Origin of the sequence: Mesorhizobium sp. M1A.F.Ca.IN.020.03.2.1 (assembly GCF_004023205.1) — a bacterium.
In the GTDB taxonomy this organism is placed as follows: domain Bacteria; phylum Pseudomonadota; class Alphaproteobacteria; order Rhizobiales; family Rhizobiaceae; genus Mesorhizobium.
This window is the reverse complement of record NZ_RZSV01000279.1, coordinates 1-6,462: the sequence shown is the minus strand read 5'-3', so window position 1 is coordinate 6,462 and position 6,462 is coordinate 1. Positions and strand designations below refer to the sequence as shown.

Genomic DNA, 6,462 nt, shown 5'->3' with positions numbered 1-6,462 from the left:
GCCCCCGCCTTGCCGTGATGCTCACTATCGGTGCGGGCGTCGTGCTTGCCTGGTGGATCCTCGCTGCCATGGCTATTCGCGGCGCCGAAAGCCGCGTTGCCGGCGGCGCTCCGGGCGATGCGCTGCTGAAGAACCTGCCGCCATTGCCGCTGCCGGATTTCCTCGACCGGTTCTTCGCTTTGTGCCTTGCGCCGGCGCCGCTTTCAGGCTCGTTGGCGGCGTCGGCGCTCGTCCTGATGTGGTTCGTAATGGCGGTGGCGACGATGCTGCCCTCGGCGGCGCCGATGATCCGCACCTATTGCGAGATTGCCGATACCGCTCGGATCAAGGGAGAGCCCGTCGCCCATCCGCTGGTTCTGGTGATGGGATTTCTCGCGACTTGGCTTGCCGCCTCAGTGGCGTTCGCCGCGCTGACCCTCATAATCTATGGCTTTGTCGCCGCGGGACAGGTGCTCGATCCTGTCGTCGGGGTTGCCGGGGCCGCCGCCTTGGCGATTGCCGGCCTCTATCAGTTCAGCGGCTTGAAGCAGGCGTGCCTCAAGAGGTGCCGCAACCCGTTCTCGATCCTGTTCGCCAACTGGAGCGCGAAGCCGGGGCGTGTCTTTCGCATGGGGGTGGAGCAGGGCGTCTGGTGTCTCGGCTGTTGCTGGGCGCTGATGCTGGTCATGTTCGCCGTGGGCGCGATGAACATCTTCTGGATGGCGCTGATCAGCCTGTTCGCTCTGATCGAAAAACAGACCGCGGGCAGGGTGGCCGGCCAGGTTTCCGGTGCGATACTGCTTGTGTGGGCCGCCGCCCTGCTATTAGTTTCCGCGTGAGGGAGATTTCGATGGCCGATCAGAGCTGGGCGATGAAGGGAGAGCTGGTACTCTCCTGCAATTGCACGGTTTTCTGCCCCTGCGTTCTGTCGCTCGGCAGCCATCCGCCGACCGAAGGCTATTGCCAGACGTGGGCCGGGTTCCGCATCGACGCCGGCCATTTCGGCGAGGTCGATCTTTCCGGCCTTAATCTTGGTCTGGTCATGGAAATCCCGGGCTATATGAGCCGCGGCAACTGGAGCGCCGGCCTGTTCATCGACAAGCGCGCCTCCATCTATGCCGTGAAGGCCCTGACAAAAATCTTCACCGGCAAGGCGGGCGGGACCACTTCGCTACTGTCGATTCTTGTTGGAAACTTCCTTGGCGTGGAACAGGTGCCGATCACCTATGAGACGCGTGATAGGACGCGCGTTTTCCAGATACCGCGGATTATCGACGGCGCGGTGACGCCGATACCCGGCAAGGACCGCGACAAAGACACCGTCATTACCAATTCCGAATACTGGATCGCACCGGAAATCATCGTGGCGAAGTCGGACAAGAGCAAGATGCGCGCCTTCGGCCGCAATTGGAATTTCGCCGGCCGTTCGGCCGAGATATGCAAGCTGGATTGGCGAGGCCCGTGAGCAAGAACACAGCGGCCCGGAATGCGGCCAAGAAAATCGCGGAGCGGATTCCGCGGCCGAAGAAGAAAGTGACGTGGCCGCAGGCGCGGGCTTTTTCCGTGCACCTGCTGACTGCGTCCGGCTCGTTCCTCGCCTTCCTGTCGCTGGTGGCGGCGAGCGAGGGACGTTGGACGGCAATGTTCTGGTGGCTCGGGCTGGCGCTCTTCGTCGACGGCATCGACGGCCCGATCGCCAGGAAGCTCGAAGTCAAGGAGATCCTGCCGACATGGTCGGGCGAGCTCCTCGACAACATCATCGACTACGTGACCTACGTGCTTATTCCGGCCTTCGCGCTCTACCAGCGCGGCTTGATGGGCGAGAACCTGTCGTTCCTGTCGGCGGCGATCATCGTCGTCTCCAGCGCGATCTACTACGCCGACACCGGCATGAAGACGAAGGAGAACTTCTTCAAGGGGTTCCCGGTCGTCTGGAACATGGTGGTGTTCACGCTCTTTGTCATCGAGCCGGGGCAGTGGGTTTCCTTCGCCGTGGTCGTGGTCGCCGGTATTCTCACCTTCCTGCCGATCAACTTCATCCATCCGGTACGGGTGGTGCGGCTCAGGCCGATCAATCTCGGCATGACGCTGTTATGGTGCGCCTTCGGCGCGCTTGCATTGGCACAGGCCGCACTTGCCTCGTTCTATGACAAGATCGGGGTTCTGAGCGAGCAGGTCAGCATCTTCACCAAGGCCGGCATTACGGTTACCGGGCTCTATCTCGCCTGCATCGGGGGCATCATGCAGATGTTCCCCAATCTTGGCGCCAGGAAATCCTGACTCGATATCCACCTTCCGTCCTTTTCCGAGAAAGTTGAGCAATGTCCAAAGCGATCCGCATTCACGCCCATGGCGGCCCCGAGGTCCTGACCTATGAGGATTCAGATCCCGGCCAGCCAGGCGCCGGGCAGATTCTGATCAGGCATACCGCGATCGGACTCAACTTCATCGACATCTACCATCGCTCGGGCCTCTACGCGCCGCCCGGCGGCTTTCCGCTGGTCCCGGGCGGCGAGGCGGCGGGCGTGGTGCTGGCCGTTGGCGCCGGCGTCGACTGGCTGCAGCCCGGCGATCGCATCGCCTATGCAGTCAATGTCGGCGCCTATTCGGAAGAACGCGTGATCGCCGCCGACCGCGTGGTAAAGGTGCCGAACGGCATCAGCGACGAGCAGGCGGCGGCCATGATGCTGAAAGGCATGACGGCCGAATATCTGCTGCGCCGCACCTTTAAGGTGAAGGCGGGCGACACGATCCTCTACCATGCCGCGGCCGGCGGTGTCGGCCTGATCCTGGGCCAATGGGCAAAGCATCTCGGCGCGACGGTGATCGGCACGGCGAGCTCCGTCGACAAGGTCGAGCTCGCCAAGGCACATGGCTTCGACCATGTCATCAATTACAAGGAGCAGGATTTCGTCGCCGGCGTCGCTGCCATCACCGGCGGCAAAAAGTGCGACGTCGTCTATGATTCCGTCGGCAACGACACTTTTCCCGCTTCGCTCGACTGCCTGAGGCCGCTTGGCATGTTTGTCAGCTTCGGCCAGTCGTCCGGGCCGATCCCGCCTTTCCCGATGTCGCTTCTGGCGCAGAAAGGCTCGCTCTATGCGACCCGCCCGACAATCTTCGTCTACAACGCCAAACGCGAGGACCTTGTGGCCTCGGCGCAAGCGCTGTTCGAGGTAGTGCTGAGCGGCGCCGTCGAGATCAAGATCAACCAGCGCTACGCGCTGAAGGACGCGGCACAAGCGCAGTCCGATCTCGAGGGCCGCAAGACGACGGGCACAACCATCCTCATCCCCTAAGCCGGCTGCCTTGTTTTTCAGCGCCTTGCCGCGCCTCAAGGCAGTGGTTTCCCCGACAAGCTTACTGGTTTCGCTCTTGCCCTGAACAGGCCTATCTTACCCCTTGAGTTTCCGCTGGAATTCTTGAAGCTCTTTCAAGTTGCGTGCCGCTTTCCGACCGAAGTCGGCCGCGCATACGATACCAGCGGGAACACAGAACATATCCGGGTAACTGGATGGGAGGCACTGTGAGTGCAAATCATGACAGGGCGAACCTGCTGGAGGTTCGTGGCCTTACGAAGATTTTCGGCACGCTGACGGCGTGCAACCATATCGACCTCAACATCGCGAAGGGCGAGATTCACGCCCTGCTCGGCGAGAACGGCGCCGGCAAGTCGACGCTGGTGAAGATGCTGTTCGGCTCGCTGGAACCGAATTCGGGTGAAATTTCCTGGAACGGCCAAGCCGTCAGGATCACCAGCCCCGGCCTCGCCAAGAAGCTTGGCATCGGCATGGTGTTCCAGCATTTCTCGCTTTTCGAGGCGCTGACGGCGGCCGAGAACATCGCGCTTTCGCTGAACGACGGCTCGCCGATCAGCGCGATTGCCGCGAAGGCGCGGGCGCTCTCCTACAGCTACGGCCTGCCGCTCGATCCGGAATCGCTGGTCGGCGATCTTTCCGTCGGCGAGCGCCAGCGCATCGAGATCATCCGTTGCCTCTTACAGACGCCCCAACTCATCATCCTCGACGAGCCGACTTCGGTGCTGACGCCTCAGGAAGCCGACAAGCTGTTCGAAACGCTGGAGCGGCTTCGCGCTGAAGGCAAGTCGATCCTTTACATCTCGCACCGGCTGGAAGAGGTCAAACGCATCTGCGATCGCGCCACGGTGCTGCGCCACGGCAAGGTCGTCGGCCACTGCAACCCGCGCCAGGAGACGGCCGCGTCGCTAGCCCGCATGATGGGCGGCAAGGAGGTCAAGGCAGTGGTGCGCGCGCCGGCCAAGGGCATCGAGACCGCGCCGGCATTGCTGGAGATCCGCGGGCTTACCCGCAAGCCGGCGACGCCGTTCGCCATTCCGCTCAAGAACATCAATCTTTCGGTACGTGCCGGCGAGGTGATCGGCATCGCCGGTGTCGCCGGCAACGGCCAGGGCGAGTTTTTCGAATCCGTCTCCGGTGAGGTGCTACAGCAGGTTCCCAGTTCCGTGCGCATCCGCGGCAAGGATGCGGGCGGCGTGTCGATCACCGGCCGGCGGCTGATGGGCGCCGCCTTCGTGCCGGAGGAACGGCTCGGTCACGGCGCGGCGCCGCGGATGAAGCTTTCGGAGAACCTTTTGCTGTCGCGCCATGCCACCGACGGCAAGTCCTTCGTCGGCTCCGGCGGCATGGTCAGGAACGCTTCCGTCTACAGCGCCGCCCAGCGCATCATTGCCGCGATGGACGTGCGCAAGAGCGCTCCCGATCCGGAGGCCGCGGCGCTGTCCGGCGGCAATCTGCAGAAGTTCATCGTCGGCCGCGAGCTCGACCGCAAGCCGAGCGTGATGGTCGTCAACCAGCCGACCTGGGGCGTCGACGCCGGTGCCGCCGCCCATATCCGCCAGGCGCTGATCGAGCTTGCCCGCAGCGGCTCGGCGGTTCTGGTCATCAGCCAGGACCTCGACGAATTGTTCGAGCTGTCGGACGCGATCGCGGTCATGCACAACGGCGAATTGTCCGCGCCGCTGCCGATCGCCGAAGCCACCTTCGAGAGGATTGGCCTGTTGATGGGCGGCGCCGAGCCCGGCCACGCCGAACACAGCATGGAGACGGCATGATGCGCCTCGAACTGGTCAAACGCCCGCAGCGCTCGGCGCTGTTTTCGGTGCTCTCGCCCTTCATCGCCTTCGCGCTGACGATGATTGCCGGCGCCATCATGTTCGCGTTGCTCGGCGTCAATCCGCTCAATGCGTTCAATGTCTACTTTGTTCAGCCGATCAGCGAGGTCTGGCAACTGCATGAACTGGCCATCAAGGCGGCGCCGCTGATCCTGATCGCCGTCGGCCTGTCGGTTTGCTACAAGGCCAACATCTGGAACATCGGCGCCGAAGGTCAGTTCATTCTGGGCGGCATCTTCGGCTCGATCATCCCGGTGCTGTTCCCCGAATTCGAAGGTCCGCTGGTGCTGCCGCTGATGCTCTTGCTCGGCATGGTCGGCGGCGCCCTTTATGCGGCCATCCCGGCGCTGCTGAAAACCCGCTTCAGCACCAACGAGATCCTGACCAGCCTGATGCTGGTCTATGTGGCGCAGCTTTTCCTCGACTGGCTGGTGCGCGGACCGTGGCGCGACCCGCAGGGCCACGGCTTCCCGCAGACCATCCAGTTCGGCGACTCGGCCGTCCTGCCGGAATTGATGCCGGATGCCGGCCGCGCCAATTGGGGCTTCGTCTTCGCGCTGGTCGCCGCTGTCACGGTCTGGCTGATGATGAGCCGCATGCTGAAAGGTTTCGAGGTCCGCGTGCTGGGCTCGAGCCCGAGGGCAGGGCGCTTCGCCGGCTTCGGCCTCAGCAAGATGGTCTTCTTTACTTTCCTGCTGTCCGGTGCATTGGCTGGCCTTGCCGGCATCTCGGAAGTCTCAGGCGCCATCGGCCAGCTACAGCCGGTGATCTCGCCCGGCTATGGCTTCACCGCCATCATCGTCGCCTTCCTCGGGCGGCTCAATCCGCTCGGCATCGTCGCGGCAGGCCTGGTGCTGGCGCTGACCTATCTCGGCGGAGAGGCGGTGCAGAGCGCGCTCGGCATCTCCGACAAGGTGGCGCGCGTGTTCCAGGGCATGCTTTTGTTCTTCGTGCTCGGCTGCGACACGCTCATTCATTATCGCATTCGTCTGATCGGCTTTGCCGCGCCACGACTCGAGGCCGCGCCCAAGCTGGAGGAGGCACGCTGATGGACATCACAGTCAACATCCTTTTGACCATCGCGACCGCGGCGACGCCGCTCTTGATCGCGGCGATCGGCGAGCTGGTGGTGGAACGCTCCGGCGTGCTCAACCTCGGCGTCGAGGGCATGATGATCATGGGCGCCGTCGGCGGCTTTGGCGCGGGCTATCTCACCGGATCTCCCTGGATCGGGCTGCTTGCCGCAATCGTCGTCGGCGCGCTGTTTTCGCTGCTCTTCGCCGTTATGACGCTTTCCCTGGCGACCAACCAGGTGGCGACCGGCCTGTCGC

General features: G+C 63.3%; 6 protein-coding genes and 1 pseudogene. All 7 read left to right on the top strand.

Annotated features, from left to right (window positions below):
• Window positions 1-818: DUF2182 domain-containing protein (locus tag EOA79_RS28215; protein WP_128293495.1), on the top strand; the 818-nt coding region annotated here is incomplete at its 5' end.
• A gap of 11 nt (window positions 819-829) precedes the next feature.
• Window positions 830-1,444: a DUF1326 domain-containing protein gene (locus EOA79_RS28210; protein ID WP_066989810.1), complete on the top strand. Its 615-nt coding sequence runs from the start codon at window positions 830-832 to the stop codon at window positions 1,442-1,444.
• Window positions 1,441-2,259 carry a phosphatidylcholine synthase gene (gene pcsA / locus EOA79_RS28205; RefSeq protein ID WP_066989933.1) on the top strand — a complete coding sequence of 273 codons (819 nt, stop codon included), beginning with the start codon at window positions 1,441-1,443 and terminating at the stop codon, window positions 2,257-2,259. The genes EOA79_RS28210 and pcsA overlap by 4 nt, the downstream gene beginning before the upstream one ends.
• Window positions 2,260-2,300: 41 nt before the next feature.
• A complete protein-coding gene (locus EOA79_RS28200; RefSeq protein WP_095825410.1) occupies window positions 2,301-3,278 on the top strand; it encodes a quinone oxidoreductase in 978 nt (325 codons plus the stop codon).
• 215 nt (window positions 3,279-3,493) lie between these two features.
• A complete protein-coding gene (locus tag EOA79_RS28195; protein ID WP_164893974.1) occupies window positions 3,494-5,071 on the top strand; it encodes an ABC transporter ATP-binding protein in 1,578 nt (525 codons plus the stop codon).
• Window positions 5,068-6,180, top strand: a complete 1,113-nt coding sequence (locus EOA79_RS28190; protein WP_067320065.1) for an ABC transporter permease — start codon at window positions 5,068-5,070, stop codon at window positions 6,178-6,180. The genes EOA79_RS28195 and EOA79_RS28190 overlap by 4 nt, the downstream gene beginning before the upstream one ends.
• Window positions 6,180-6,462 (top strand): annotated as a pseudogene (locus EOA79_RS28185) (ABC transporter permease); the annotation flags it as partial. The gene EOA79_RS28190 and the pseudogene EOA79_RS28185, both read left to right, overlap by 1 nt.

What these genes read in the sequence shown, in the direction of transcription:
- EOA79_RS28200 (WP_095825410.1), top strand. Translation starts at nt 2,301, where the DNA reads ATGTCCAAAGCGATCCGCATTCACGCCCATGGCGGCCCCGAGGTCCTG.
- EOA79_RS28210 (WP_066989810.1), top strand. Translation starts at nt 830, where the DNA reads ATGGCCGATCAGAGCTGGGCGATGAAGGGAGAGCTGGTACTCTCCTGC.
- EOA79_RS28195 (WP_164893974.1), top strand. Translation starts at nt 3,494, where the DNA reads ATGGGAGGCACTGTGAGTGCAAATCATGACAGGGCGAACCTGCTGGAG.
- EOA79_RS28190 (WP_067320065.1), top strand. Translation starts at nt 5,068, where the DNA reads ATGATGCGCCTCGAACTGGTCAAACGCCCGCAGCGCTCGGCGCTGTTT.